This window comes from Streptomyces afghaniensis (genome assembly GCF_044327915.1).
Taxonomy (GTDB): Bacteria; Actinomycetota; Actinomycetes; order Streptomycetales; family Streptomycetaceae; genus Streptomyces; species Streptomyces afghaniensis.
Window position 1 is genome coordinate 217,607 of record NZ_JBIRGJ010000010.1, and the last position, 25,816, is coordinate 243,422.

The 25,816-nt window shown below is 70.3% G+C and carries 24 protein-coding genes and 1 riboswitch; of the genes, 18 read left to right on the top strand and 6 right to left on the bottom strand.

All coding sequences use genetic code 11. The features are described 5' to 3' along the window. Positions 1-17: 17 nt before the first annotated feature. The 17 genes from ACH4G3_RS35300 to ACH4G3_RS35380 all read left to right on the top strand — a co-directional run bounded on the left by ACH4G3_RS35300 (position 18) and on the right by ACH4G3_RS35380 (position 14,570). Positions 18-281 (top strand): acyl carrier protein, encoded by a 264-nt coding sequence (locus ACH4G3_RS35300; protein ID WP_354741699.1) that lies wholly within the window; start codon positions 18-20, stop codon positions 279-281. A 104-nt stretch (positions 282-385) separates the two neighbouring features. Further along, complete coding sequence (locus ACH4G3_RS35305; protein ID WP_020275098.1) at positions 386-1,171, top strand: SDR family NAD(P)-dependent oxidoreductase; 786 nt, start codon at positions 386-388, stop codon at positions 1,169-1,171. 28 nt (positions 1,172-1,199) lie between these two features. After that, on the top strand, positions 1,200-2,150 hold the full coding sequence (locus ACH4G3_RS35310) for an aromatase/cyclase (protein WP_397628300.1): 951 nt from the start codon (positions 1,200-1,202) through the stop codon (positions 2,148-2,150). After that, positions 2,147-3,055, top strand: a complete 909-nt coding sequence (locus ACH4G3_RS35315; protein ID WP_397628301.1) for an alpha/beta hydrolase — start codon at positions 2,147-2,149, stop codon at positions 3,053-3,055. Before ACH4G3_RS35310 ends, ACH4G3_RS35315 begins: the two co-directional genes overlap by 4 nt. An 85-nt stretch (positions 3,056-3,140) precedes the next feature. Beyond that, on the top strand, positions 3,141-3,542 hold the full coding sequence (locus ACH4G3_RS35320; protein ID WP_397628302.1) for a lipocalin-like domain-containing protein: 402 nt from the start codon (positions 3,141-3,143) through the stop codon (positions 3,540-3,542). Beyond that, a complete protein-coding gene (locus ACH4G3_RS35325) occupies positions 3,539-3,730 on the top strand; it encodes a hypothetical protein (protein ID WP_397628303.1) in 192 nt (63 codons plus the stop codon). Before ACH4G3_RS35320 ends, ACH4G3_RS35325 begins: the two co-directional genes overlap by 4 nt. After that, the gene (locus ACH4G3_RS35330; protein ID WP_397628304.1) at positions 3,727-4,461 is read left to right on the top strand and encodes a 4'-phosphopantetheinyl transferase family protein; all 735 of its coding nucleotides are present in this window, start codon (positions 3,727-3,729) and stop codon (positions 4,459-4,461) included. The genes ACH4G3_RS35325 and ACH4G3_RS35330 overlap by 4 nt, the downstream gene beginning before the upstream one ends. 91 nt (positions 4,462-4,552) lie before the next feature. Then, complete coding sequence (locus ACH4G3_RS35335; RefSeq protein WP_397628305.1) at positions 4,553-5,368, top strand: SOS response-associated peptidase; 816 nt, start codon at positions 4,553-4,555, stop codon at positions 5,366-5,368. A 1-nt stretch (position 5,369) separates the two neighbouring features. Further along, positions 5,370-6,026, top strand: coding sequence for an alpha/beta hydrolase family protein (locus tag ACH4G3_RS35340; protein ID WP_397628306.1), 657 nt, complete (start codon positions 5,370-5,372; stop codon positions 6,024-6,026). A 256-nt stretch (positions 6,027-6,282) separates the two neighbouring features. Further along, the gene (gene sigR / locus ACH4G3_RS35345; protein ID WP_010047600.1) at positions 6,283-6,969 is read left to right on the top strand and encodes an RNA polymerase sigma factor SigR; all 687 of its coding nucleotides are present in this window, start codon (positions 6,283-6,285) and stop codon (positions 6,967-6,969) included. Next, positions 6,966-7,277 carry a mycothiol system anti-sigma-R factor gene (rsrA, locus tag ACH4G3_RS35350; RefSeq protein ID WP_243379384.1) on the top strand — a complete coding sequence of 104 codons (312 nt, stop codon included), beginning with the start codon at positions 6,966-6,968 and terminating at the stop codon, positions 7,275-7,277. The genes sigR and rsrA overlap by 4 nt, the downstream gene beginning before the upstream one ends. A gap of 152 nt (positions 7,278-7,429) precedes the next feature. Continuing rightward, positions 7,430-8,761 (top strand): HD-GYP domain-containing protein, encoded by a 1,332-nt coding sequence (locus ACH4G3_RS35355; protein WP_397628307.1) that lies wholly within the window; start codon positions 7,430-7,432, stop codon positions 8,759-8,761. Beyond that, the gene (locus ACH4G3_RS35360; RefSeq protein ID WP_397628308.1) at positions 8,758-10,005 is read left to right on the top strand and encodes an HD-GYP domain-containing protein; all 1,248 of its coding nucleotides are present in this window, start codon (positions 8,758-8,760) and stop codon (positions 10,003-10,005) included. Before ACH4G3_RS35355 ends, ACH4G3_RS35360 begins: the two co-directional genes overlap by 4 nt. 117 nt (positions 10,006-10,122) lie before the next feature. Next, the gene (locus tag ACH4G3_RS35365; RefSeq protein WP_037670680.1) at positions 10,123-11,103 is read left to right on the top strand and encodes a tetratricopeptide repeat protein; all 981 of its coding nucleotides are present in this window, start codon (positions 10,123-10,125) and stop codon (positions 11,101-11,103) included. Positions 11,104-11,172: 69 nt separating this feature from the next. Next, positions 11,173-11,823, top strand: coding sequence for a peptide deformylase (def, locus tag ACH4G3_RS35370; protein ID WP_397628309.1), 651 nt, complete (start codon positions 11,173-11,175; stop codon positions 11,821-11,823). 294 nt (positions 11,824-12,117) lie between these two features. Then, complete coding sequence (gene cyc1, locus ACH4G3_RS35375) at positions 12,118-13,203, top strand: epi-isozizaene synthase (RefSeq protein ID WP_397628310.1); 1,086 nt, start codon at positions 12,118-12,120, stop codon at positions 13,201-13,203. Then, entirely contained in the window at positions 13,200-14,570 is a 1,371-nt protein-coding gene (locus tag ACH4G3_RS35380; RefSeq protein WP_397628311.1) for a bifunctional albaflavenone monooxygenase/terpene synthase, read from the top strand. Before cyc1 ends, ACH4G3_RS35380 begins: the two co-directional genes overlap by 4 nt. 13 nt (positions 14,571-14,583) lie before the next feature. Here ACH4G3_RS35380 and ACH4G3_RS35385 read toward each other — a convergent pair whose 3' ends face one another. The 4 genes from ACH4G3_RS35385 to ACH4G3_RS35400 form a co-directional block, all read right to left on the bottom strand. Beyond that, on the bottom strand, positions 14,584-15,546 hold the full coding sequence (locus ACH4G3_RS35385; protein ID WP_397628312.1) for a GlxA family transcriptional regulator: 963 nt from the start codon (positions 15,544-15,546) through the stop codon (positions 14,584-14,586). Between the two features lie 248 nt (positions 15,547-15,794). Continuing rightward, entirely contained in the window at positions 15,795-16,802 is a 1,008-nt protein-coding gene (locus tag ACH4G3_RS35390; protein WP_397628313.1) for a ribonucleotide-diphosphate reductase subunit beta, read from the bottom strand. Then, on the bottom strand, positions 16,802-19,159 hold the full coding sequence (locus tag ACH4G3_RS35395; RefSeq protein WP_397628314.1) for a ribonucleoside-diphosphate reductase subunit alpha: 2,358 nt from the start codon (positions 19,157-19,159) through the stop codon (positions 16,802-16,804). Before ACH4G3_RS35395 ends, ACH4G3_RS35390 begins: the two co-directional genes overlap by 1 nt. Before the next feature lie 124 nt (positions 19,160-19,283). Next, a riboswitch (cobalamin riboswitch) is annotated at positions 19,284-19,413 on the bottom strand. 52 nt (positions 19,414-19,465) lie between these two features. Further along, entirely contained in the window at positions 19,466-19,972 is a 507-nt protein-coding gene (locus ACH4G3_RS35400; protein WP_397628315.1) for a GNAT family N-acetyltransferase, read from the bottom strand. Between the two features lie 230 nt (positions 19,973-20,202). Between ACH4G3_RS35400 and ACH4G3_RS35405 the strand changes: the two genes are divergently transcribed. Beyond that, positions 20,203-23,733 carry an NACHT domain-containing protein gene (locus ACH4G3_RS35405; RefSeq protein ID WP_397628316.1) on the top strand — a complete coding sequence of 1,177 codons (3,531 nt, stop codon included), beginning with the start codon at positions 20,203-20,205 and terminating at the stop codon, positions 23,731-23,733. A 64-nt stretch (positions 23,734-23,797) separates the two neighbouring features. Here the strand turns inward: ACH4G3_RS35405 and mctP are convergent, their stop codons facing one another. Both mctP and ACH4G3_RS35415 read right to left on the bottom strand, forming a co-directional pair. Continuing rightward, positions 23,798-25,426 carry a monocarboxylate uptake permease MctP gene (gene mctP, locus ACH4G3_RS35410; RefSeq protein ID WP_397628317.1) on the bottom strand — a complete coding sequence of 543 codons (1,629 nt, stop codon included), beginning with the start codon at positions 25,424-25,426 and terminating at the stop codon, positions 23,798-23,800. Beyond that, a complete protein-coding gene (locus tag ACH4G3_RS35415; RefSeq protein WP_397628318.1) occupies positions 25,423-25,689 on the bottom strand; it encodes a DUF3311 domain-containing protein in 267 nt (88 codons plus the stop codon). The genes mctP and ACH4G3_RS35415 overlap by 4 nt, the downstream gene beginning before the upstream one ends. Positions 25,690-25,816: the final 127 nt, after the last annotated feature.

Consider the following 25,816-nt stretch of genomic DNA (forward strand, 5'->3'; position numbering starts at 1 on the left):
AAGAAGGAAGGCTCCCCATGTCCCGCACCTTCACGCTCGACGACCTCAAGCGGATCCTCCTCGAAGGCTCCGGCGCCCCCGACGGCACCGGCCTCGAAGGGGACATCCTCGACGCCGACTTCGCCGACATCGGCTACGACTCGCTCGCCCTGCTGGAGACCGCCAGCCGCGTCGAGCGCGAGTACGGCATCGAGCTGGACGAGACCGTCGTGGGGGAGGCGAACACGCCCCGCGCCCTCCTCGACGCCATCTCCTCCCACCTGCTCGCTCAGGCCGCCTGACCACGCCACCGCGGAGCGGCGCCGCAGCGTGCCGGCGCAGCTCCGCACCACAGCTCGACACCGCAGCTCGAGACCACAGCGAAACTCGCAGGGAAAGAGGGGACATGACAGAGCAGAAGAGCCGGGTCGTCCTGGTGACGGGTGCCACCAGCGGCATCGGTCTGGCCGTCACCCGGCTGCTGGCCGGGCAGGGGCACCGGGTTTTCATAGGGTCCCGCACCGAGGACAAGGTCGTCACGACCGTCAAGCAGCTCCAGGAGGAGCAGCTCGACGTGGACGGGGTCGTCCTGGACGTGCGGTCCGTGGACTCGATCCGCGGATTCGTCCAGGCGGCCGTGGAGCGGTTCGGCACGGTCGACGCGCTCGTCAACAACGCGGGGATACCGGGCGGTGGAGTCACGGCCGACATCTCCGACGAACTGTGGGACGACATCGTCGACACCAACCTCAACAGCGTCTTCCGCCTGACCCGCGAGGTGCTGACCACGGGCGGGCTGCGGCACAAGGACTGGGGGCGCGTCATCAACATCGCCTCCACGGCCGGCAAGCAGGGCGTCGTCCTGGGTGCCCCGTACTCCGCGTCCAAGCACGGCGTCGTCGGTTTCACCAAGGCGCTGGGCAACGAACTGGCTCCCACCGGCATCACGGTCAACGCCGTCTGCCCGGGCTATGTCGAGACCCCGATGGCGGAGCACGTACGGCGGAACTACTCCCGCCTGTCCGGGGCCTCGGAGGCGGCGATCCTGGAGAAGTTCCAGGCCAAGATCCCGCTGGGCCGCTACTCCACCGCCGCGGAAGTGGCGGGCCTGGTCGGTTACCTGATGACCGACACGGCGGCGTCCATCACCGCCCAGGCCCTGAACGTCTGCGGCGGCCTCGGCAACTTCTGACCACCTACCGAGCGCGAAGGAGTCCACCATGCCGTCGGAGCTGCACGAGTCCAGTCACGAGATCAAGATCTCGGCCCCGGCCGAAACCGTCTACCGCATGCTCGCGCATGCCGAGGACTGGCCCCGTCTCTTCCCCCCGAACATCCACGTCGACCAGGTGGAGCGCGGCGAACGCGAGGAGCGCATCCGCATCTGGGCGACGGCCGGCGACACCGTCAAGAACTGGACGTCGCGCCGGACCCTCGACCCGGAGAACCTCCGCATCCGCTTCCGGCAGGAGGTCAGTACGCCCCCGGTGGCGGCGATGGGCGGCACCTGGCACATCGAGGCGCTCCCCTCCGGCGACGCGCTGGTGCGCCTCGACCACGACTACCAGGCGGTCGACGACGACAGCCTCGCCTGGCTCGACGACGTCGTGGACCGCAACTCCCGCTCCGAGCTCGAGTCGCTGAAGGTGACAGCCGAGTCCGACGGCGCTGCCGACGCGCTGACCTGCTCCTTCGAGGACACGGTCACGATCAGGGGCGCCGCCCGGGACGTGTACGACTTCATCGACCGTGCGGACCTGTGGACCGATCGCCTGCCGCACGTCCTCGCGGTGCGGCTGGAGGAACCGGCACCGGGGCTGCAGACGCTCGAGATGGACACCTTGTCCAAGGACGGCACCTCGCACACCACGAAGTCGTACCGCGTGTGCCTGCCGCACCACCGGATCGCCTACAAGCAGGTCACGCTGCCCGCCCTGATCACGCTGCACACCGGCCGCTGGACCATCACGCCGACCGAGGACGGCGTGACGGCCTCCTCGCAGCACACGTTCACGGTCGACACCGACAACATCGCGAAGGTCCTGGGCGCGGACGCGACCGTGCAGGACGCGATCGACTACGTCCGCACGGCGCTCAGCACCAACAGCATGGCGACCCTGGGCCTCGCCAAGGCGTTCGCCGAGGAGCGCGCCGGGGGCGACCGTCCATGACGGTGGCACAGCCGGCCGCCACGGCGGGCGTGCGCGGCATCACCCTCGACGCGGACGGCATCACCCTGTCCGGGTTGCTCGCCCTCCCGTCACAGGCTCCGTGCAGGGCGATGGTCGTCGCCCTGCACGGAGCCGGGATGAGCTCCTCGTACTTCCACGGGCCGTCCCACCCCGACACGTCGTTCCTCGACCTCGCCACGAGCCTCGGATTCGCGGCGGTGGCCGTGGACCGACCGGGCTACGGCCTGTCGGCCCGGCAGCTGCCCCAGGGGCAGGGGATCGCGGAACAGGCGGCGACGCTCAGCGCGGCCCTGCGCTTCCTGACGGCGCGGTTCGACACGGGCAGCGGCATCTTCCTCCTCGCCCACTCCTTCGGCGGCAAGCCGGCGCTGCGGATCGCCGCGGACGGCATGGTCCCGGAACTGCTCGGCCTCGACATCTCCGGCTGCGGCGGCGAGTACGCGGTGCCGTTGAGCGCCGGGGACACGCACGGGCGACGGAGCTGGCGGCTCAACTGGGGGCCGCTGCGGCTGTATCCGCCGGGGACGTTCCGGGCCAGCGGCAGCGTCGTCGCCTCGATTCCGCCGCGGGAGCTCGCGGACGCCGTCCGCTGGACGCAGGAGTTCGCGGGGTTCGCCGAGCGGATCCGGGTGCCGGTCCGGTTCACCTTCGCCGAGCACGAGGCCTGGTGGCAGCACGACCAGCAGGCGGTCGCCCGGCTTCGGTCCCGGCTGAGCTCGGCGCCCCGCGTGGTGACGGACCATCAGCCCGACGCCGGCCACAACATCAGCCTCGGCTGGACGGCCCGCGCCTACCACCTCAGAGCCCTCGGCTTCGCGGAGGAGTGCCTGCAGTGGCGGGAGTCGGAACGGAGCTCCGCGCTGCTGTCCTCCGACAGTGCCTGACACCGCCGGCGGGCTCCCCCGGACCGCCCGCCCCCGACCGCACGGACGACCCGATCGGACTCACGCGAGGAAAGCAGGACCGGACATGACGCAGGACATCGTCGGAGTGTGGCATCTGGACGCCTTCCACGACGTGGACGAGGACGGGCGACCCGTGGGCGAGGGCCCGCTGGGGCCGTCCCCCTCGGGCATGCTGATCTACACGCCCGACGGCCACGTCTCGGTGAGCATGATGCCCACCGCACCGGCTTCGGCACCGGGACCTTCGTACATGGGGTACGCGGGCGAGTGGCGGGCACAGGACGGGAAGGTCGTGCACCGCATCCGGATCTCGTCGCGCCCCGACTGGATCGGCATCGAGCAGTCGCGGGACGCCGAGCTCGACGGGGACGTCCTCACCGTCCGCGCCACCCGGGAGGTGGACGCGCGTCCGCAGCGGCGCGTCCTCGTGTGGCGCAGGGCCGAGCGGTCGGAGGGTGCCCGATGAGCGCCCTGGTGGACACGATCGCCGGGATGGCCGAGGACGCCGACCACCCGCTGCTGATGGCCCTGAGCATCTTCGCTCCCGGAGCGCTGCACCACACGGCCCCCGGTCCGCAGGAGGCGGCGGACGAGGGCCGAAGCGCCGCCACGGCGTCCGCGCACCTCGGACGGCTGGGCCTGGAGGGCACATGACCCCGGTCGCCGCCCCGCCCCGCGTGCTGCTCCTCGCGCACGATCTGCGCTCCCCGGGCACCGAGGACCTCGCGCGCACCGTGTCCGAGGTGCTGGCGCCGGCCGAACGCGAACACGTCCTGCGGAAACGGCTGGCCGCGGACCGGACCCGCTCGCTGATCGGGCGGTGGCTGGCCCGCCGGGCGGCCGCACGGATCGTCGGGGTGCCGTGGACGACCCTGTGCACCGGGCAGCGCCTCGGCGGGCAGCCGTATGTGGTGGGCAGGCCGCAGCTGTCGCTGAGCATCGCGCACAGCGGCCGGTACGCGCTGGCGGCCGCGGCTGCGGGGGCCCGGGTCGGAGTCGACACGGAGCAGGTGGCGCGCGTGACCCGGCTGCCCGACGACGCCTTCCTCGGACCTGGCGAGCGGGCGGCCCTGGACGCGGTGCCGCAGGACGAGGAGCGCCGGGCGGCGATGTGGGTGCTGAAGGAGGCGGCGGCCAAACTGACCGGCGAGGGTCTGCGCGCGGGCCTGCGGAGCATCGCCTTCGAGTGCCCGGGCGCCCGCTTCCCGCTGGTCGCGAGCACCCCCTATGCCGCGGCGCGGTTCAGAGCCTTCCGGCTCCCTGGCGGATACGTGGCCGCGGTGGGCGTGTCCGCGGGTGAACCGCCGAGGGAACCGGTGTTCGTCACACCGACCGGCCCAGTGCCCGCTGACCGTGGGGCCGCTCGTCCTCCTTCCGTAAAGTAGTGAAGGCCCTGGGTCACCAGTGGATGTGGCGCGACCAGCACCGTGCTGACCTCAGGCAGCCGTTTTCGCAGGTCGGAGGGGTGGTTTTCATATGTGCGGACGGTATGCGGCGAGTCGTCGGCCGGAGGATCTCGCAGGAATCTTCGAGATCGAGAAGTGGGAGCCCGAGGAGACTCTGGAGCCCGACTACAACGTGGCGCCCACCAAAGAGGTCTACGCCGTCCTCGACCGCCCCGTGAAAGACGCCGACGACCCGCGACCGGTTCGGCAGCTGCGCACGCTGAAGTGGGGCCTCGTCCCGTCCTGGTCGAAGACTCCCGAGGGCGGCGCCCGGATGATCAACGCCCGGGCGGAGACCGTCCACGAGAAGCCGTCCTACCGCCGCGCCTTCACCTCCCGGCGCTGCATCCTGCCCGCCGACGGCTACTACGAGTGGGTCACCGGCACGCAGGAGCGCGAGCTGGAGGTCGAGGGCAAGAAGAAGCGCCCCCGCAAGCAGCCCTACTTCGTGACCCCGGCCGACGGGTCGGTCTTCGCGATGGCCGGCCTGTACGAGTTCTGGCGGGACAGGACGCTGCCGGACGACCACCCGCAGGCCTGGTGGGTGACGTGCTCCGTCATCACCACCGAGGCCGAGTCGAGCCCGCTCGCGGTGTCCCCGGCGGACGGTCCGCGGGCCCTGGCCGAGATCCACCCCCGGATGCCGCTGATGCTGACGCCCGACCGCTGGGACGCCTGGCTGGACCCGTCCCGCACGGACCCCGACGACCTGCGCGAGCTGCTCGCCCCGCCGCCCGCCGGGCTGATGCGCGCCTACCCCGTCACCACGGCCGTCAGCAACGTCCGCAACAACGGCCCGGAGCTGCTGAAGGAGCTGGAAGGGCCCGAAGAGGGCACACTCTTCTGACGTGACCAACGTGACGAAAGGGTCCGACGCGACCACCGAGACCGTCGAGACCGAAGCCGGCCCCGCCCGCATCACCTGGCACAAGGCGAAGCAGGCCCGCCTCGTGCTCGCCGTCAGCCACGGTGCCGGCGGCGGCATCGAGGCCCGCGACCTGAAGGCCCTGGCCGCCGTCCTGCCCTCCCACGGCGTCACCGTGGCCCGGGTGGAGCAGCCCTGGCGGGTGGCCGGGAAGAAGCTCGCGCCCGCGCCCAAGACCCTGGACCTCGGCTGGCGGGGCATCTGGCCCGCGCTGGCCGGGCCCGGACTGCCGGTCGTGTCCGGCGGCCGCAGCGCCGGGGCCCGGGTCGCCTGCCGCACCGCCACCGAACTCGGCGCCCACGCTGTCCTCGCCCTCAGCTTCCCTCTGCACCCGCCCGGCAAGCCCGAGAAGTCCCGCGCCGCCGAGCTGCTGGGCTCCGGGGTGCCCACCCTGGTCGTCCAGGGCGGGAACGACCCCTTCGGGAAGCCCGCGGAGTTCCCCGACGGGCCCTATGAGCTCGTCGAGGTGCCGTACGGCGATCACGGCTTCGCCGTCCCCAAGCGCGCGGAGATCACGCAGGAGGAGGCAGTGGCGGTCATCACGGACGCGGTCGTGGAGTGGACCGGGTCACTCGGGTAAAGCTCCGGGAATGCCGGGGCGGCGAGCACTGTTGTGGGGGACGTACGTGCTGGAGACCAGCACCGACGCCGTAGGAGAGGGAGTCCGCCGCATGGGTTCGATCTACTGCCCGAGCCGCACCAGCCGCGCCGACCTGGACTGGACGGTGCTGCACGCGGCCAAGACCGCCCCCATTCGGGCGGCGGGCGGACCGGATCGTCGTCTATCCTCCGATTCGGGTGAGACCGGTCTCGGTCTCACGAGAACACTGGAGGAGGTGGGTCCGGTCACAGGGACCGACGCAGGGACCGAACACGGCCAGGCGGAGCAGCCCGAGGGCCAGGGCGGCACGGGCGCGGAGACGGCCGCGGAGCGCAACGCGCGCTTCGAGCGGGACGCGCTCGAGTTCCTCGACCAGATGTACTCGGCCGCGCTGCGCATGACGCGCAATCCGGCTGACGCCGAGGACCTGGTGCAGGAGACGTACGCCAAGGCGTACGCGTCCTTCCACCAGTTCCGCGAGGGCACCAATCTCAAGGCGTGGCTGTACAGGATCCTCACGAACACCTTCATCAACTCGTACCGCAAAAAGCAGCGGGAACCGCAGCGCTCGGCGGCCGAGGAGATCGAGGACTGGCAGCTCGCCCGCGCCGAGTCGCACATGTCGACGGGCTTGCGCTCCGCGGAGTCGCAGGCGCTCGACCACCTGCCCGACTCGGACGTGAAGGAAGCGCTCCAGGCGATCCCCGAGGAGTTCCGCATCGCCGTCTATCTGGCGGATGTCGAGGGCTTTGCGTACAAGGAGATCGCCGACATCATGGGGACACCCATCGGTACGGTGATGTCCCGGCTGCACCGGGGCCGCCGTCAGCTGCGCGGCATGCTGGAGGACTACGCCCGTGACCGCGGGATGGTCCCGGCCGGCGCCGGAGAGTCGAACGAAGCGAAAGGCTCGGGGTCATGAGCTGCGGAGAGCCGCACGAGACGGATTGCAGCGAAATCCTCGATCATCTCTACGAGTTCCTCGACCGTGAGATGCCGGACTCGGACTGCGTGAAGTTCGAGCACCACTTCGAGGAATGCTCGCCCTGTCTTGAGAAGTACGGGCTCGAACAGGCCGTGAAGAAGCTGGTCAAGCGCTGCTGCGGGCATGACGACGTGCCGGGCGACCTGCGCGACAAGGTCATGGGGCGGATCGAGCTGATCCGCTCCGGCCAGGCCGTCCCCGAGCAGGACATCACGGCCTCGCCGGCCACGCCGCAGGAGTCCTGACACTCCCGCGCTTTTCAACTACCCCTCTTCCGAGGGGGTAGTCACTCTCGAACGCATCACTCGAACGTGCTAATCCGCGGGTTATCGGCCCGCGGAGCCCCCCACCGCCGTCCTAGGCTCCGGGCCTGACGGACTTGGCCGGGGGAGGGCTCATGGAAGCGGTACCGGTGCGGGCACGTGTGTACGTGGCCTGTGTCGTCCTCGCCGCCCTTCTCTGTCTGCTGCCGCTGCCGGGCGTCCGCGCGCCCTGGTGGGCCGTGCTGCTGCTCGCCGCGCTGTACGCGGGCTGCGAGCGCGTCGCCCGGTCCCGGTTCGTCGGGATCTCCCATCCGGCCGGGACCTTCTATCCCGTGCTGCTCGCCGGTGCCTTCCTGCTGCCCGCGCCCGCCGCCGCCCTGGTGGCCGTGCCCGGTGCGCTGCTCTCGCATGTCGAGCAGCGGCCCGTGGCACTGCGGCGCGTCTGGCGGGCCGCCCAGCTCGTCCTCGGCGTGTGGGCCGCGGCCCGGGTGCACCGGGCGCTCGGCGGGCGGGACGCGGTCGTCGCGGGCGACGTCCCCTACGCGCTCGGTCCGGCCGGGGCGGCCGTGCTGGCGTTCTGCCTGGTGCTCGCGCTGCTGGACGGCGGGATCCTGGCCGTCGCCGAGCGGGTGCCGGTGCGGCGGGCCTGGCGGGGGCTCGTGGCGCGCTCCCTCGCGCCCATCGCCGTGCACGGGCTGGCCGGGCTGATGATGGCCGTGCTGTGGCGCAGCCCGTACGGTCCGGTGGCCGCGCTGCTCGTGCTGCTGCCGATGTGCGTCTCCTGGTGGGCCTTCGCGCAGTACCACCGGGAACGCGCCGCCCACCAGGCGACCATCCGGGCGCTGGTGCAGGCCGTCGACATCAAGGACGGGTACACCCGCGGGCACAGCGAGCGCGTCGGGCAGGCCTCCATGATGATCGCGCGCGAGCTGGGCATGGACGACGAGCGCGTCGAGGTGCTCCGGTTCGCCGGGATCCTGCACGACGTCGGCAAGCTGGGCGTCCCCACCCGGCTGCTCAGGAAGGACGGGCCGCTGACGCCCGAGGAGCGGCGGGTCATCGAGCTGCACCCCGAGTACGGGCACGAGATGGTGCGCGGCATCGGCTTCCTCGGGGAGGCCCGCGCCGCCGTACTGCACCACCACGAGCGGCTGGACGGCACCGGGTACCCCTACGGCCTGGTGGGCAGCCAGATCCCGGAATCCGCACGGGTCGTGGCCGTCGCGGACGCCTTCGACGCCATGACCTCCACGCGGAGTTACAGCAGGGCGCGGCCCGTCGCGGTCGCCCTGGCGGAGCTGAAGCGCTGCTCCGGCAGCCAGTTCGACCCGGTGATGGTCGCGGCCCTCGTGGAGGCCGTCGGCCGGGCGGGTTGGCGCCCCGCCGTGACCGCCGACGACGTCGGCCCCTCCCGGATTCCTCCGCCCGGCACACCGCTCTCCAGCCGGCCGGGAGCGCACCGGTGAGCGCGTACCGCCCGCCGCCGCTGTTCACCCTCGTCCATGGCTGTGCGGCCCTTCTCGCCGCCGGCTCCCTCGCCGTCACCCTCCACGACGGGCTGGAGGAGCGCCGGGTCGCCCTCGCCTTCGGCGTCCTCGTCACCGTCGGGGAGCTCGCCCGGCGCAACGGGGCGCAGGTCAGGGAGCCGGCGCCGCTCGGGGCCGCCGCGGCCCTGTCGTACGCGCTGCTCGGTGAGGCCGGGGGGCGGGCCACGCACCACGGCCTCGCCCAGGTCGTCGCCGTCGTGGTGGCGGCCTCGCTGCTCGGCAGCGTGCCGCACGTGGCGCGCGGGCAGGGGCCCACGCTCGACCACCTGGCGCGCCGGGTGCTCACGGTCGGGTTCGTCGCCGTGTGCTTCCAGCCGCCGTACAACCGGGGCACGTTCGACGACTGGGGCGGCCCGGCCTACGCGCTGCTGCTGCTCGCGCTGCTGTCCCTGACCGCGCTGTGCGACGCGGTGCTCGCCGCCGCGCTGGCCCACTCCCGCACCGGCTGGCCCTTCGGGCCGGTGCTGCGGGACGAGCTGCGGGCCGTGTGCGGCATCGGCTCCGCCGTCATCGCGACCGGGGCGGTGATGGCCCTGGCGGTCGCCGTGGTGGGGCTGTGGGCGCTGCCCGTGTTCTCCGTGCCGCTGCTGCTCGCCCAGATGTCGTTCCGGCGCTACGCCGCCGTCCGGGCGACCTACCGGCAGACCATCGCCTCCCTCGCACGGGCCACCGAGGTCGCCGGGTACACCCCCTGCGGGCACGCCCGCCGCGTCGCCGCGCTCAGCCAGGCGGTGGGGCGTGACCTCGGTCTCACCGAGCCCGAGCTGGCCGTGCTGGAGTACGCCGCGCTCATGCACGACATCGGCCAGCTGAGCCTCGTCGACCCGGTGCCCGCGGGCGCCACCGCCGGCCTGCCCGCCGCGGAACAGCGGCGGATCGCGCTGCTCGGCGGGGCCGTCGTACGGCAGACGGGTGTCGACGAGGCGGTCGCCGTGGTCGTGGAGCGGCAGGCCGACCCCTACGCCGAGCAGCCGCTCGCCGCGCGGATCGTCCGGGCCGTGAACGCGTACGAGGAGAAGTCCCGGGAAGGTGGCCTGGGCGGACCGCTGACGGCGCTGGAGGAACTCCGGCTCGCCACCGCCGGGGAGTACGCCCCGGAAGTGGTGGAATCGCTGGCCCGGGTACTGGCAAGAGGCAGTCTGACCTTGCCTCTGACTGGGTAACCCATGGGTAATGAGCGCCCCGGAGGCCGCACGTGGTTGGATGCGAAGAAGAAGGTGTCCGGGGGCTCGAAACACAGTTACGGCCAGCCCACCGCACGGAACTGGCAGGCGGGAATCGTGAGGATCTTCGGCAAGGGACGGCACCGGCCCTCCGCCTCCTGGCGGCAGGCCACAGACCGGGCGTTCACTCTCATCGGCGACGGCCGGTACGAGGACGCCGGCGCGTTGTTGACACGTGCCGCCGACCTGGAGCCCTGGCTGTCCGAGTCCTGGTTCAACCTCGCCCTGCTGCACAAGTTCCGGCACGACTGGGAGCAGGCGCGGGCGGCCGGCCTCAGGGCCGTGGCGCTGCTCGACCGGGACACCGGCGCTCCCGACTGGTGGAACGTCGGAATCGCCGCGACCGCCCTCCAGGACTGGCCGCTGGCCCGGCGTGCCTGGCAGGCCTACGGGCTGCGGGTGCCGGGGCCGGCCAACGACTCCGGTGAGCCCCTCGGCATGGACCTCGGCAGTGCGGCCGTACGGCTGTCCCCCGAGGGGGAGGCCGAGGTCGTGTGGGGGCGGCGGCTGGATCCCGCGCGGATCGAGGTGCTGTCCATTCCGCTGCCGTCGTCGGGGCGGCGCTGGGGTGAGGTCGTGCTCCACGACGGCGTGCCGCACGGGGAGCGGACCACGGCCGCGGGGCACACGTACCCGGTGTTCGACGAGATCGAGCTGTGGGCGCCCTCGCCGGTGCCGACATGGGTGGTGCTGCTGGAGGCCGCGACCGAAGCGGATCGGGACGCGCTGGAGCAGCTCGCCGGGGATGCCGGGTTCGCCGCGGAGGACTGGTCCTCTTCGGTGCGGTTGCTGTGCCGGATGTGCTCGGAGTCACGGATGCCGTCGGACGAGGGTGACGGGGAGCACCTCGATCCGCATGACCACAGTGAGCCGGGGCATCCCGGGCCGCTGGGGCACCGGACGGACGGGCAGCTGTGGGTTCCCGAGCGGGAGTGCGGGCTGGCGGCGCCGGCTTCGCTGGTTCGGGGGTTGCTGGACGGGTGGGTCGCTGACAGTCCGGATTCCCGGGACTGGCGGGACCTCGAAGAGGTCTGCTAGGCCCTGCGGCCCCCGTACCCTGTATCAGCATCCCAGCTTGGATCTGTTCAGGAAGGCGCACGTAACGTCATGGCTCAGCAGGACACCGATCAGCAGCGCGCGGGCGTGCTCCCCGTCGATGACGAGGGGTACGTGATCGACACGGAGGACTGCGAGGAGCGCGAGGCGGCCTGGCGGGAACGGGGGACCTCGCGGCCGATCACGGTGGTCGGGAACCCGGTGCTGCACAAGGAGTGCAAGGACGTCACCGACTTCGGCGACGAGTTCCAGCAGCTCGTGGCGGACATGTTCGCCTCACAGCGCACCGCCGAGGGTGTGGGCCTGGCCGCCAACCAGATCGGCGTCGACCTGAAGGTCTTCGTCTACGACTGCCCGGACGACGAGGGTGTCCGGCACACCGGCGTCGTCTGCAACCCCAAGCTCGTCGAACTGCCCGCCGAGAAGCGCCGGCTGGACGACAGCAACGAGGGCTGCCTGTCGGTGCCGACCGCGTACGCGCCGCTCGCCCGGCCCGACTACGCCGAGGTGACCGGGCAGGACGAGAAGGGCAACCCGATCAAGGTGCGCGGCACCGGATACTTCGCACGGTGTTTGCAGCACGAGACCGACCACCTGTACGGCTACCTGTACATCGACCGCCTCTCGAAGCGCGAACGCAAGGACGCGCTGCGGCAGATGGCCGAGAACGAGCCCCGGTACCCGGTCGTCGCGAACGACTGAGACCTCAGGATCACCAGGCGAACGGCGTCTGTTCGGGCTTCCCGCCCTGAACAGGCGCCGTTCGTCTGCGCCGTTCGCCTGTCCGTCGCACGTTCGATCGCTTCTGCTCTCCTGGTGATCCGGTACCAGTCACACACCGGGAGGTTCCCGGCACTGTGGGGTAGTGAATGGAGCAAATGCGTTCCCAGAACGGTCAGTTGTAGTGCTGAATGGAGGAGCGGGGTATGCAACGGCGCACGCCCGGCACGGAAGGAGGGGCGCCCGCGCCAACTGGCGGCTGAGAGGGGTTAGTTCGTGCATGCTTTGTCACACGGCACCACATCGACACCGACCACCATCGCAGTTCCACCGTCGCTCTCCCTTCCGGTGATCGAGGCGGCGTTTCCCCGGCAACTCCACCCGTATTGGCCGAAGTGCCAGGAGAAGACCCGGGCCTGGCTGCTCGAAAAGCGGCTCATGCCCGCGGACAAGGTGGCGGAATATGCCGACGGCCTGTGCTACACGGACCTCATGGCCGGGTACTACATCGGCGCCTCCGACGAGGTGATGCAGGCGATCGCGGACTACAGCGCCTGGTTCTTCGTCTGGGACGACCGCCACGACCGCGACATCGTGCACGGGCGCCCGGTGGCCTGGCGGCGGCTGCGGGACCGACTGCACTCGGCCCTCGACTCCCCCGGGGAGCACCTGCACCACGAGGACCCACTGGTCGCCGGGTTCGCGGACAGCGTGCTGCGGCTGTACGCCTTCCTGCCGGCGACCTGGAACCTCCGGTTCGCCCGGCACTTCCACGCGGTGATCGACGCGTACGACCGGGAGTACCACAACCGCACCCACGGAATCGTGCCCACGGTCGAGGAGTATCTCCGGCTGCGCCGGCTCACCTTCGCCCACTGGATCTGGACGGACCTGCTGGAGCCGGCCGCGGGATACGAACTCCCCGACACCGTACGCAAACACCCGGCATATCGGCGGGCCGCGCTGCTGAGTCAGGAGTTCGCCGCCTGGTACAACGACCTCTGCTCGCTTCCGAAGGAAATAGCAGGCGACGAGGTGCACAATCTCGGAATCAGTCTCATCACCCATGAGGGGCTGACGCTGGAACAGGCGGTCATCGAAGTCAGGCGCCGCGTCGAGCAATGCATCACGGAATTCCTCGACGTCGAACGGGCGGCATTACGGTTCGCCGACTCCCTCGCCGACGGCACCGTGCGGGGAAAGGAACTGAGCGCCGCCGTGCGGGCCTGTCTGAGCAATATGCGGAACTGGTTCAGTTCCGTCTACTGGTTCCATCACGAGTCCGGCCGGTACATGGTCGACAGCTGGGACGACCGGTCCACGCCCCCGTACGTCAACAACGAAGCGGCAGGTGAGAAATGACCGTCGAGTCTGTGAAGCCCGAAGCCCCTCTCGCTCCGGGCCTGCGTGAGCCGCCCCGGGCGGGCGGCGGTGTCCCCGTCCTGGGGCACGGCTGGAGGCTGGCGCGCGACCCGCTGGAGTTCATGTCCCGGCTGCGCGACCACGGCGACGTGGTCCGGCTGAGGCTCGGACCGAAGACGGTCTACGCCGTCACCACCCCGGCGCTCACCGGCGCCCTCGCGCTGAGCAACGACTTCATCATCGCCGGACCGCTGTGGGAGTCCCTGGAGGGCCTGCTCGGCAAGGAGGGCGTGGCCACGGCGAACGGCCCGCGCCACCGCCGCCAGCGGCGCACCATCCAGCCCGCCTTCCGGCTCGACGCCATCCCCGCCTACGGGCCGATCATGGAGGAGGAGGCACACGCGCTCACCGAGCGCTGGAAGCCCGGCGAGACCGTCGACTGCACCTCCGAGTCCTTCCGGGTGGCCGTGCGCATCGCGGCCCGCTGCCTGCTGCGCGGCGACTACATGGACGAGCGGGCGGAGCGGCTGTGCGTCGCGCTCGCCACCGTCTTCCGCGGGATGTACCGGCGGATGGTGGTGCCGCTCGGACCGCTCTACAAGCTGCCGCTCCCGGCCAACCGGGAATTCAACCGGGCATTGGCCGATTTACATCTCCTGGTGGACGAGATCGTCGCCGAGCGCCGCGCATCCGGTCAAAAGCCGGACGATTTGCTGACGGCATTGCTGGAGGCGACGGACGAGAATGGCGATCCCATCGGGGAACAGGAGATCCACGATCAGGTCGTCGCGATCCTCACTCCCGGCAGCGAAACCGTCGCCTCCACGATCATGTGGCTGTTGCATATGCTCGCGGAACACCCTGAACACGCGGACCGGGTGCGCGACGAAGTAGAAGCCGTCACCGGCGGGAGGCCGGTGGCATTCGAGGACGTCCGGGGACTCAGGCACACCAACAATGTCGTGGTCGAGGCCATGCGGTTGCGCCCCGCCGTCTGGATTCTCACGCGCCGGGCGGTGCGGGACACGGAACTCGGCGGATACCGGATTCCGGCGGGGGCGGACATCGTCTACAGCCCGTACGCGATCCAGCGCGACCCGAAGTCGTACGCCCGGCACCTGGAGTTCGACCCCGACCGCTGGCTTCCGGACCGGGTCAAGGACATCCCGAAGCACGCCATGAGTCCGTTCAGCGTGGGAAACCGCAAGTGCCCGAGCGACCACTTCTCGATGGCCCAGCTGACGCTGATCACGGCGGCGCTGGCCACCAGGTACCGCTTCGAGCAGGTGGCCGGCTCGAACGACGGCACGCGCGTCGGGATCACGCTGCGGCCGCACGACCTGCTGCTGCGGCCGGTGCCGAGGTGAGCGTGGGGGCGGGTCAGGCCGCTTCGGGGCCCCGGAAGGTCCGCCGGTAGGCGTTCGGCGTCGTGCCCACGGCCCGGACGAAGTGGTGGCGCAGCGTGGCCGCGTTGCCGAACCCTGTTCGACCGGCGATCGCGTCCATGGTCTCGTCCGTCGCTTCCAGCAGCCGCTGGGCCAGCAGGACACGCTGGCGCAGGATCCAGCGGTAGGGGGTCGTCCCGGTCTCCTGCTGGAAGCGACGGGCGAAGGTGCGCGGGGACATGTGGGCACGGGCGGCCAGCTGCTCGACGGTGACCTCCTCGTCGAGGTGGCGCTCCATCCACGCCAGCACCTCGCCGATCGTGTCGGCCTCGGAGTGCGGCAGCGGGCGCTCGATGTACTGGGCCTGGCCGCCGTCGCGGTGCGGCGGCACCACCATCCGCCGGGCGATCTTGTTGGCGACCTCGGAGCCCTGCTCCTTGCGCACCAGGTGGAGGCAGGCGTCGATCCCGGCGGCCGTGCCGGCGGAGGTGATCACCGGGTCCTCGTCGGCGTACAGCACGTCCGGCTCGACGGCCACCCGCGGGTACTGCCGGGCGAGGGCCTCCGCGTGCCGCCAGTGCGCGGCGCAGCGCCGGTCGTCCAGCAGCCCGGCCGCGGCCAGCACGAAGACGCCGGAGCAGACGCTGAGCACCCGGGCGCCGCGGTCGACGCCGCGCCGCAGGGCGTCCAGCAGCTCCGGCGGGAAGTCCCGGGACTCGTAGCAGTGCCCGGCGGGCACGGCGATCAGGTCGGCCGTCTCCAGCCGCTCCAGGCCGTGCTCGACGTGCAGGGAGAAGCCCGTGTTAGTGCGCAGGTGCGGGCCCTCGGCCGAGGCCACCGCGAAGTCGTAGACCGGCAGGCCGTCGTCGCTGCGGTCGGTGCCGAAGACCTCGCACACCACACCGAGTTCGAAGGGGTTCACGCCGTCGAGGAGGACGACGGCCACGTTCTGGAGCATGGCTCCAGTGTGCCTCGTCCGTGGCAGTAATTCGAGGGTCTACGGCAGTACTGCCACTGACGGTAAGGAGTCATCGGCGCGACAGTGGTGTCCATGGACACGAACCAGTCGCAGACACTCATCGCAATGATCTTCGTACTCGGGACGCTGGTCCTCCTGGTCCTCCCGTCAGTGATCGGTATCGTGCGCGACAGGCGCATCGACCGTCAGATCAGGCAGGCCCAGGAGACCCGCGAAGGTGTACCGGCTCAGAAGTCCTCGTCCAGGTCGACGGTGCCCTCCACCGCCACCTGGTACGCGGAGGGCCGCCGCTCGAAGAAGTTGGTCAGCTCCTGAACCCCCTGGAGCTCCATGAAGGAGAAGGGGTTCTCGGAGCCGTACACCGGAGCGAAGCCCAGGCGGGTGAGCCGCTGGTCGGCGACGCACTCCAGGTACTGCCGCATCGACTCGGTGTTCATGCCCGGGAGGCCGTCACCGCACAGGTCGCGCGCGAACTGCAGCTCGGCCTCGACGGCCTCGCGGAGCATGTCCGTCACCTCCTGCCGGAGCCGGTCGTCGAACAGCTCCGGCTCCTCCTTGCGGACGGTGTCGACCACGTCGAAGGCGAACGACATGTGCATCGTCTCGTCGCGGAACACCCAGTTGGTGCCGGTGGCCAGGCCGTGCAGCAGGCCCCGGCTGCGGAACCAGTACACGTAGGCGAAGGCACCGTAGAAGAACAGGCCCTCGATGCACGCGGCGAAGCAGATCAGGTTCAGCAGGAAACGGCGGCGGTCGGCCTGCGTCTGAAGCCGGTCGAGCTGGTCGACCGAGTCCATCCACTTGAAGCAGAACCCGGCCTTCTCGCGGATGGAGGGGATGTTCTCGACGGCCGCGAAGGCCGCCGCCCGGTCGTCGTGGTCGGGGAGGTAGGTGTCCAGGAGCGTCAGATAGAACTGGACGTGCACGGCCTCCTCGAAGAGCTGCCGGCTCAGGTACAGCCGGGCCTCGGGGGAGTTGATGTGCTTGTACAGCGTCAGCACCAGGTTGTTCGCGACGATCGAGTCGCCCGTCGCGAAGAAGGCGACCAGGCGGCCGATCAGGTGCTGCTCGGCGGGGGAGAGCTTGGCGAGGTCGGCGACGTCCGAGTGGAGGTCGACCTCCTCCACGGTCCAGGTGTTCTTGATGGCGTCCCGGTAGCGCTCGTAGAAGTCCGGGTAGCGCATGGGACGCAGGGTGAGCTCGAAGCCGGGGTCGAGAAGGTTCTGGGTGCTCATTACTGGCAGGCCTCGCAGGACTCGGGGTTTTCCAGGGAGCAGGCGACCGCTTCGGGATCCGGGGTGGCCTGCGCGGGGACGGTGGCCTGGGCGGCGCGGGCGATGCGGGTCGCCGGGCGCGAACGCAGGTAGTACGTGGTCTTCAGCCCGGACTTCCAGGCGTAGGCGTACATCGAGGAGAGCTTGCCGATGGTCGGCGTCTCCAGGAAGAGGTTCAGGGACTGGGACTGGTCCAGGAACGGGGTCCTGGCCGCCGCCATGTCGATCAGGCCGCGCTGCGGGATCTCCCACGCCGTGCGGTAGAGGGCGCGCACGTCCTCGGGGATCCAGGCGAAGCCCTGCACCGAGCCGTTCGCCTCGCGCAGGGCCTCCCGGCTGCGGGCGTCCCACACGCCGAGCCGCTTCAGCTCCTGCACCAGGTAGGAGTTGACCTGGAGGAACTCACCCGACAGCGTCTCGCGCTTGAACAGGTTGGACACCTGCGGCTCGATGCACTCGTACACGCCCGCGATGGAGGCGATGGTGGCCGTCGGCGCGATGGCGAGGAGCAGGGAGTTGCGCATGCCCGTCACGGCGACGCGCTCGCGCAGGGCGGCCCAGCGCTCCGGCCAGGTCAGCTCCACGTCGTAGTGGTCGGGGTGGAGCACGCCCTTGGCCGTACGGGTCTTCTCCCAGGCCGGCAACGGGCCGTTGCGCTCGGCGAGGTCGGCCGAGGCCTCGTAGGCGGCGAGCATCATGCGCTCGGCGATGCGGGTGGAGAGCCGCTTGGCCTCCGGCGAGTCGAAGGGCAGGCGCAGCTTGAAGAAGACGTCCTGCAGGCCCATGACCCCGAGGCCGACGGGACGCCACCGGGCGTTGGAACGGCCTGCCTGCTCGGTCGGGTAGAAGTTGATGTCCACGACCCGGTCGAGGAACGTGACGGCCGTGCGGACGGTCTCGTCCAGCCGCTCCCAGTCGATGTCCCCGCCGGCCTGGTCGACGAGCGCGCCGAGGTTGACCGACCCCAGGTTGCAGACCGCCGTCTCCCCGTCGCTGGTGACCTCCAGGATCTCCGTGCAGAGATTGGAGGAGTGGACGACGTGGCCCGGCTCGGCCGTCTGGTTGGCGGTGCGGTTGGCTGCGTCCTTGAAGGTCATCCAGCCGTTGCCGGTCTGCGCCAGGGTGCGCATCATGCGGCCGTACAACTCGCGGGCCGGCAGGGTCTTCTTCGCGAGACCCTTCGCCTCGGCCGCCCGGTACGCGGCGTCGAACTCCTCGCCCCACAGGTCGACCAGGTCGGGCACGTCCGAAGGGGAGAACAGCGACCACTGCGCGTCGGCGTTCACGCGCCGCATGAACTCGTCGGGCACCCAGTGGGCGAGGTTCAGGTTGTGCGTGCGGCGGGCGTCCTCGCCGGTGTTGTCGCGCAGCTCCAGGAACTCCTCGATGTCGGAGTGCCAGGTCTCCAGGTAGACCGCGGCGGCGCCCTTGCGGCGGCCTCCCTGGTTCACGGCGGCGACCGAGGCGTCGAGGGTCTTCAGGAACGGGACGATGCCGTTGGAGTGGCCGTTGGTGCCGCGGATCAGCGAACCGCGGGCACGGATACGGGAGTACGCGATGCCGATGCCGCCGGCGTGCTTCGACAGCCGCGCCACCTGGTGGTAGCGGTCGTAGATCGAGTCCAGCTCGTCCTTGGGGGAGTCGAGGAGGTAGCAGGACGACATCTGGGGGTGCCGCGTGCCGGAGTTGAAGAGGGTGGGGGAGGAGGGGAGGTAGTCGAGCCGGCTCATGAGCCCGTAGAGCGCGGCGACTTCGTCGACGGAGCGGCGGGTGTCGTCCTCGGCGAGTCCGGCGGCCACGCGCAGCATGAAGTGCTGGGGCGTCTCGATCACCTTGCGGCTGATCGGGTGCCGGAGCAGATAGCGGCTGTGCAGCGTGCGCAGGCCGAAGTAGCCGAAGCGGTCGTCGGCGGCCGTGTCGATCAGGGCGTCGAGACGGGCGGCGTGGAGGCGCACGAACTCGGCGGTCCGGTCGGCGATGAGACCCTCCCGGTGCCCGACGGCCACGGACTCGGTGAAGCACGTGACGCCCTGTGAGGCGGCCTCGGCGCGGATCCCGATCGTCAGCAGGCGCGCGGCCAGCCGGGAGTAGGCGGGATCCTCGGAGATGAGGCCGGCGGCCGCCTCGGTCGCCAGGTCGCGCAACTCCGACTCGTCGGCTCGCGCGGAGCGGCCGCGCAGCGCGGCGGCGGCGACCCGGCCGGGGTCGGCGTCGGGGAGGTCGGCGGTCAGCTCGGTCAGGGTCCGCAGCAGCGCGGCACCGGGACCGTCGTGCTCTTTTTCGGCGGCTGAGACCGGATCGGCTGGCGCGATGGTCACGTGGGGCTCTCCCTCGCTCGGCACGGGGGCCTCGCACAGGGCAGGGGGCAGCACGCGAGCGCACGCGGCGTCGCGTCCACCGGCCCATTCCACGAGGCCCGGACGTCAATGCGCACCGGCCGGACGGCCGGGCGCGCTGTCGGCAGGTCCTCGGACTGACTCCCATGCAGGCATGAAAAAGGCATGGGTACACCGTTGCGGGACAGTTCCGGATTCGCACCGGATTCCCCTGCGGCGACAGCGAGCATGAGCATACATCTTGTGCCGGGTGGCGAAAGCACCCCTAGATGTAGTGTCGCGACGGTTTCACAGCGTCAACTCGTAGGTGAGGAGAGTGATGTCGTCGAGCTCCGGAATCGGGTTCCAGTCGCGCTCCGGGACACGGACGAAGCCGAGACGTTCGTAGATGCGGTGGGCGGCGTGCATGGTGCGCTGTGTCGACAGGACGACGCGGACACAGCCGTCCGTCGCACGGGCGCGGTCGACGCAGGCGCGGACGAGGGCCTCTCCGGCGCCGCGGCCGCGGGCCTCGTGGGCGACGGCGAGCATCCGTATCTCGGCCTCCGAGGGGCGGGCGATGTCGGCCATGGGACCGCCGGCCGGGACGAAGGTGACGCCGCCGAGGATGGTGTCGTTCTCCGTGGCCACCAGGACCTCGGCGGCTGCCGCGCGCTTGGCCACGTCCTTCAGTTCGGCCAGGTACCAGTCGCTCTCGCCGAAAGCGAGGAGGCCGTCCTGGACGTAGGCCTGGGCGGTGATCTCGCCGAGGGTCTCGTATTCGCCGGGTTCCGCCTGTCGGATGAGGATGTCCATGGGGCCGAGTCTGCCGGAGGGCAGCCGTACCGGGCGCCGGGGTTTTCGGGTTGCGGGAGGTTCGTCGAGTGTTTCCATGGAAGTAGGTGCCGGCGTCCGAGGCCTCCGACCCGAGATGGCTCTCGGAAGGAGAACGCACGATGACGAGGGTTGTCCGTCACCCGCCAGGCAAGGAGCGGCCGCGTAACGCGCCGATGGCGACCCTGAATGTGAGACGGGCGGGGAACCACGTGCGCCGCGTCTTCCTGGGCTATTGGCACACGCTGACGATCCGTCTGGAGGCCCGTCGGGACACCACGCGTTCCAGGAAGTGGCGCAGGTGGTTCTCCTACACCAACGCGACCAGGATCGTCTGGTTGCTCGCCGCGCTCGCGGTCCTCGCCTGGTGCGGGGAGGGCCTGTGGATCCTGGCCACGGAGAAGACGACCTCGTTCGAGAAGTGGCGGAAGAACAACGAAGGGTTCGAAGCCGTCGTTCGTTTCGTCGGTCCGATCCTCACCGCCTCGATCGCCGCCGCGCTCTTCCTGTTCTTCTGGTACAGCTGGACCAAGCGGCGCTACCTCCGCAAGGCACGTAAGCATCCCCACAGACTGGTCCTCACCGCCGGGCCGGACATCGCTGAGATCGTGGGCCGCGAGGAGGTCGCCCAGGTCATCGCCCAGCGCCTGCGCAAGCGCGACACCCGCAGGCCCTATCTGCTCGTCGGCGGCGTCGGCACGGGGAAGACCGCCGTCCTGGTGCGGCTCACCGAACTCCTGGCCCGGCAGTCTGCCGTCCCCGTGCCCATCCGGCTGAGGGACGCGGACGGAGCCGACCTGAACTTCGAGCGCATGGCCAAGCAGCGCTTCTTCGAGGAGGCACCCCAGGGCATCCTGGCTCGCACCAAGAACGAGCGGGTCTGGCAGCAACTGCTCGCCGACGACAAGGTGGTCGTCATCGCCGACGGCCTGGAGGAGGCTGTTCTCGACGACAGCCTGCAGGAGGACCGGGACAACATCATCCGGCAGGCCATCGAGCGCGCCCACGAGGAGAAACTGCCACTCGTCATCGCGTCCCGGCCGCACAGTCCGCTGGAGACCACACCCGCCGCCATCGTCGAGCTGGAACCGCTCAGCGAGGAGGAAGCGTTGCACTTCGTCGAGGTGCGCGTACCGGACACGGACGAGCGCCGCATCGACTGGATCGTGGAGACGGCGGAGGTCACCGAATCGCCCATCTACCTGAAGATCGCTCGTGAACTGCACGACCGCGGCGCCCTGGAACGGGACCGTCCGCGCAACGACCCGCTCCGGCTGGACACCCGAAGCCTGGACCGCAGCACGCTGCGACTGTGGCTTCTCGAGACGTGGGAACGCGCCCTGTGGGACGGCCGGCTGCGCGACGACGTCTCGTTGGGCCCGCAGGAGCGTCGCGACACCATCGAGGTGGTCTCGGCACTCGCGTGCATCGGACTGCTCCAGGACAAGCTGGAGGTCGGCTTCGCGGAGCTGCTGGACCAGGACGTCCACCCCAATGCGGCGCGGCGGACGACGGCCCGCGCCGAGCACCTGTGGGGCAAGGCACGCGGCTTCGACCGGTACGGCAAGCGGGGGAACACCTTCACCGAGTGGCACCGGGAACAGATCTGGAACGCGCTCTGCGCCCGGCTGAGCGATGAGGAGAGCAAGCGACTGCGCGAGGGGAACATGGCTCAGTGCCACGCCACGCTCGCCCGCTTCGCGAGCAACGCGAACAGACTGAAGCTGGTGGAGGGGCAGGAGAAGAAGGTCCGCTTCCCGCACAGCATCATGCAGGCCTACTTCGGCTTCCGGATGCTGTATCACCAGGGGGAGTCCGATGCCGGAGAGCTGATCGAGCAGGCGCTGCGCCCGCCGGGTCCCAGCCGGGAGTTGCTCACCGCACTGGTGTTGCTGTCCCGTCGGCGGTGGGCCAGGGCCTCGGCGGAGGGAGGCAGTATCAAGGCCGAGGTCAAGAAGCAGATGAAGGAGTTGCGGCGGCAGGTTCCCGTGCACGGGCGGCCCATGGCCCAGCGGCTGTGCGCGGCCGCGAACCGCCGTACCGACGACCCGAAGGCCCTCGACCTCTACTCGGCGTCCCTCGAGATCGAGAGCGTGGAACGCAATCCGGGCCTGCTGGGCGACATCGTCGGCGCGGTGCACGGCCGCTGGGCCGCCATCAAGGGGGACCGGCGCTCTCTTGAGGACGCGAAGCTCGGACTGCTCAAGCAACTCGGCGCGGCACTGCGCGCGACCTCCGACAGGGTCGACACCACACCGCTGTACAACCAGCTCTTCGAGATGGGCAGAGCAGAGCCCTCGTACTCCATACGCCTGGCCGTCGCCCAGGAGTTCGGCGCCGGCGGCAATGCGGCGTTCGCCGTGATCCGTGAGCGCGTCGGTCATCTCCACCGCGACCCCATGCAGGAGTACGACGAGACGATCAGTGAGCTGAAAGCCTGGAGGACGAGCAGGTTCGAGGTGTGGGCCGCGGCCATGAGACAGGCGAGGAGCACCCGCGCGTCCTCACCGGCTGCGTCGTCCGAGCTCATCGAACAGTTGCAACGCCAACGGCAGGAGCTCAAACAGGAGTACCGCGAGCAACGGGTGCAACTGCTCCGGGAGTTCGTGATGCGGGCCTGGATGCTCCCCATGCTCCTGGGGTCCGTCGACGACTCCCACCGTGATGAGGCCCGGGAACGTCTCATCAAGTGGCTGGGGCACCTCGATCCGCGACGCACCGGCGGCAACCCCGACCTGCCGCTCGCGCTTGAGACCGCGCTGGCCCAGGGCTTCAAGTTCGCGGCCAACCGGCGCAAACGTCACCCCCACACCTATGCGGGCAGCCGCGACGATCTGATCCGGCAGGCGGAGACCGTGCTCCAGCAGTCCCGGTGCTGGTACGCACAGCTCAGCCTGCTCCAGGCGCTGTGTCTGTGGGAGCTTCCGGACAGCGCGGGCCACCGTGACCGGCACGGCGACTTGCTGGCAGGTCAGGACGACCACCACGACCGAACACGGAGGCCACCTGCGGTGATCGGCGGGACGACCGCCGTGCGGACGGTGGAACGCTGGCTTTCGATGGCCGGTACGGTGAACACGGCGCCCGGCCAGTCGGGGACGAACGGTGACTCACCGCGGCGGTACCTGCACCCGTTCGTCTCGGAGGCGGGCGATCTGGTGGCCCTGGCACTGGAGACCGGGCAACCCGAGCGCTTCATCTGGATCGACGAGAAGGGCGTCGCCGACACCATCGGCTCCCGCACCGGCAACCCCGGTGGATACCGCAAGCACAACCTGTGGATCCCGCCCTCGGTCGGCTGGAGCACCCTCGACGGGCGGGCCCAACGCCTGGTCGCCGACGTGCTGGTGATGCTGAACCTCGTCGAACGGGGCGGGCATCCGGACGAGGTCGAGGAGCGCATGGCCCGCGCGGAACAACCTGGCATGCCGCTCCCACCCTGCATCCGTACGGACCGTGAGCCGCTGCGGCCCGATTCGCGGGCCAGTACCTCGGCCCCGCCCCCGCCGGGCTCCACCTGTCTGCCCGACTGCAAGTTCCAGTTCTGCCCGTACCCGCCCCGAGGGGTGCTGCGAGGAGAGATCCGCGAGCCGTTCTGCCGCCAGCAGCAGGCCCTGCTGCCCGGACGCGTGCGCCGCTGCTTCCCCCGGATCCTGCGCAGAAAGACGCCTCCCTGGGTCGGCCTGCGCGTCGGGGAGCTGGACCGCTTCTGGCACGCGATGGCCGGACGCACGCGCGACTAAGGTGCCGGACGGATATGACAACGGGCCGCCGGTTTCTCACCGACGGCCCGTCATCACCTGCGACTCAGTGCGAGGTGCCCGCCGTCGCCGGCGGCAGCTCCACCTGGACACCGGGATCGCCCGCGTCCGCCGTGTAGTCCTCGGGCTTGGTCTCGTCGATGCCGTCGGGGGCCTTCAGGGCCCTCAGGACGAAGGTCAGGACGACGGTGACGACGACGTTCAGGACGAACGCCGTGAGGCCGATGTAGCCGATCTCGCCGATGCCCGGGATCTCCTTCGAGGAGCCGCCGAAGTGCTTCTGGGTCGGCGAGGCGACGCCGTACGCGGCGACCGTGCCGTAGACCATGCCGACGGCCCAGCCCGCGAGCAGCGCCCAGCGGTGGAACCAGCGGGTGAACAGGCCGCCGACCAGGGCCGGGAAGGTCTGGAGGATCCAGATGCCGCCCAGCAGCTGGAAGTTGATGGCGACCGTCTTGTCCATGGTGAGGACGAAGGCCAGCGCGCCCACCTTCACCAGCAGCGAGACCAGCTTGGAGACCTTGGTCTCCTGCGCCGGCGTGGCGTCGGGCTTGATGAAGTCCTTGTAGATGTTGCGGGTGAAGAGGTTCGCGGCCGCGATGGACATGATGGCCGCCGGGACCAGGGCCCCGATGCCGATCGCCGCGAAGGCCACGCCCGCGAACCAGTCCGGGAACATGGTCTCGAACAGCTGCGGGATCGCCAGCTGCCCGTTCTGCACCTTGATCCCGGCGGCGATCGCCATGAAGCCGAGCAGCGCGAGCAGCCCCAGCATCAGCGAGTACAGCGGCAGGATCGTGGTGTTGCGGCGGATCACGTCACGGCTCTTCGAGGACAGCGTGGCCGTGATCGAGTGCGGGTACATGAAGAGCGCCAGCGCGGAGCCCAGCGCCAGCGTGGCGTACGTCCACTGCCCCGCCTCCGCCGGCGCGAGCGCACCGCGCGGCGCTCCCGTCGCCGGATTGGTCTGGCTGAACGCCTCGCCCGCCTTGGCGAAGATGTCGTCGAAGCCGCCCAGCTTGATCGGGATGTAGATGATCGCCACCGCGATGACGATGTAGATCAGGGTGTCCTTCACGAACGCGATCAGCGCCGGCGCCCGCAGACCCGAGGAGTACGTGTACGCCGCCAGCACACCGAACGCGATCAGCAGGGGCAGGTCCTTGATGAACCAGTTGGTGTTCTCGCCGCCGCCGATGCCCATGACGTCCAGTACGGCCTGGATGCCGACCAGTTGGAGCGCGATGTACGGCATCGTGGCCAGGATGCCGGTCACGGCCACCGCCAGCGACAGGCCCTTCGAGCCGAACCGCCCGCGCACGAAGTCGGAGGTCGTCACGTACCCGTGCTTGTGCGAGACCGACCACAGGCGGGGCAGGAACGTGAAGATCAGCGGGTAGACGAGGATCGTGTAGGGCACCGCGAAGAAGCCGGCCGCGCCCGCCGCGTAGATCGCCGCCGGTACGGCCACGAAGGTGTACGCCGTGTACAGGTCGCCGCCGAGCAGGAACCAGGTGATCCAGGTGCCGAACGAGCGGCCGCCCAGGCCCCATTCGTCGAGGCTGTGCTCGTTCTCGGCCTTGCGCCAGCGCGCGGCCAGGAAGCCCATGACCGTGACGGCCAGGAAGAAGAAGATGAAGACGGCGAGTGCGACGCCGTTCACGCCGTCCTTCACTCCGACGCACCGCCCTTCGCGGCAGAGCGGGCGCGCTGGTCACGCTGCCACAGCTTGTAGGCGATCATCGTCAGTGCGGTGGAGATCAGCACCCATGCCATCTGGTACCAGTAGAAGAACGGGATCCCGATGAAGGCCGGGTCGGTCTTGGCGTACGAGCCGACCCACAGCATGGCCACGAAGGGCGCTATGAGGCAGAGGGCGATGACGACGCGCATCGGCGTCACCGTCGCCCCTCTGCTGGCTTCTGGGGCTTGCGACATCAGGCGGCTCCGTCCCCTCAGTGATCACCTGTGCAATGCGCAGGCAATCTAGGTCAGGGTGCGGCGGGAACGGAACCCCTCGTCCGCAATGCGGTACCCAAAAGAAACCGAGCTCAGCAGCAGTGGC

Bases quoted from the DNA above. Each gene is read 5' to 3' on its own strand.
- ACH4G3_RS35300 (WP_354741699.1), top strand. From the start codon at position 18: ATGTCCCGCACCTTCACGCTCGACGACCTCAAGCGGATCCTCCTCGAA.
- ACH4G3_RS35305 (WP_020275098.1), top strand. From the start codon at position 386: ATGACAGAGCAGAAGAGCCGGGTCGTCCTGGTGACGGGTGCCACCAGC.
- ACH4G3_RS35310 (WP_397628300.1), top strand. From the start codon at position 1,200: ATGCCGTCGGAGCTGCACGAGTCCAGTCACGAGATCAAGATCTCGGCC.
- ACH4G3_RS35315 (WP_397628301.1), top strand. From the start codon at position 2,147: ATGACGGTGGCACAGCCGGCCGCCACGGCGGGCGTGCGCGGCATCACC.
- ACH4G3_RS35320 (WP_397628302.1), top strand. From the start codon at position 3,141: ATGACGCAGGACATCGTCGGAGTGTGGCATCTGGACGCCTTCCACGAC.
- ACH4G3_RS35325 (WP_397628303.1), top strand. From the start codon at position 3,539: ATGAGCGCCCTGGTGGACACGATCGCCGGGATGGCCGAGGACGCCGAC.
- ACH4G3_RS35330 (WP_397628304.1), top strand. From the start codon at position 3,727: ATGACCCCGGTCGCCGCCCCGCCCCGCGTGCTGCTCCTCGCGCACGAT.
- ACH4G3_RS35335 (WP_397628305.1), top strand. From the start codon at position 4,553: ATGTGCGGACGGTATGCGGCGAGTCGTCGGCCGGAGGATCTCGCAGGA.
- rsrA (WP_243379384.1), top strand. From the start codon at position 6,966: ATGAGCTGCGGAGAGCCGCACGAGACGGATTGCAGCGAAATCCTCGAT.
- ACH4G3_RS35355 (WP_397628307.1), top strand. From the start codon at position 7,430: ATGGAAGCGGTACCGGTGCGGGCACGTGTGTACGTGGCCTGTGTCGTC.
- def (WP_397628309.1), top strand. From the start codon at position 11,173: ATGGCTCAGCAGGACACCGATCAGCAGCGCGCGGGCGTGCTCCCCGTC.
- ACH4G3_RS35380 (WP_397628311.1), top strand. From the start codon at position 13,200: ATGACCGTCGAGTCTGTGAAGCCCGAAGCCCCTCTCGCTCCGGGCCTG.
- ACH4G3_RS35385 (WP_397628312.1), bottom strand. From the start codon at position 15,546: ATGCTCCAGAACGTGGCCGTCGTCCTCCTCGACGGCGTGAACCCCTTC.
- ACH4G3_RS35390 (WP_397628313.1), bottom strand. From the start codon at position 16,802: ATGAGCACCCAGAACCTTCTCGACCCCGGCTTCGAGCTCACCCTGCGT.
- ACH4G3_RS35400 (WP_397628315.1), bottom strand. From the start codon at position 19,972: ATGGACATCCTCATCCGACAGGCGGAACCCGGCGAATACGAGACCCTC.
- ACH4G3_RS35415 (WP_397628318.1), bottom strand. From the start codon at position 25,689: ATGTCGCAAGCCCCAGAAGCCAGCAGAGGGGCGACGGTGACGCCGATG.